Origin of the sequence: Moritella sp. Urea-trap-13 (assembly GCF_002836355.1) — a bacterium.
Taxonomy (GTDB): domain Bacteria; phylum Pseudomonadota; class Gammaproteobacteria; order Enterobacterales; family Moritellaceae; genus Moritella.
Map to the genome: position 1 here is coordinate 1 of NZ_PJCA01000022.1, position 260 is coordinate 260.

Annotated in this window: 1 tRNA gene; it reads right to left on the reverse strand. The window is 38.8% G+C overall.

Annotation, left to right across the window (positions count from 1 at the left end):
- Positions 1 to 101: 101 nt before the first annotated feature.
- Positions 102 to 177: transfer RNA gene (locus CXF93_RS02940), tRNA-Glu, on the reverse strand.
- Positions 178 to 260 lie beyond the last annotated feature (83 nt).

Consider the following 260-nt stretch of genomic DNA (forward strand, 5'->3'; position numbering starts at 1 on the left):
CTTCTTTATTTATTCAGCTTTCCAAATTTTTAAAGAGCAATTTGCTAAAAAGCAAAGATAAGCAGTAATGCTTAGCTTTGATTTTTAGTCAGAAAGAAAAGTGGTATCCCGTACGAGATTTGAACTCGTGTTACCGCCGTGAAAGGGCGGTGTCCTAGGCCTCTAGACGAACGGGACACTATTTACTTTCACGATTGGATTTCATCCCAATCGTTGTCTTCAACGTTTCTATTCAAGCAATTTGTGTGGGCACTTACAAA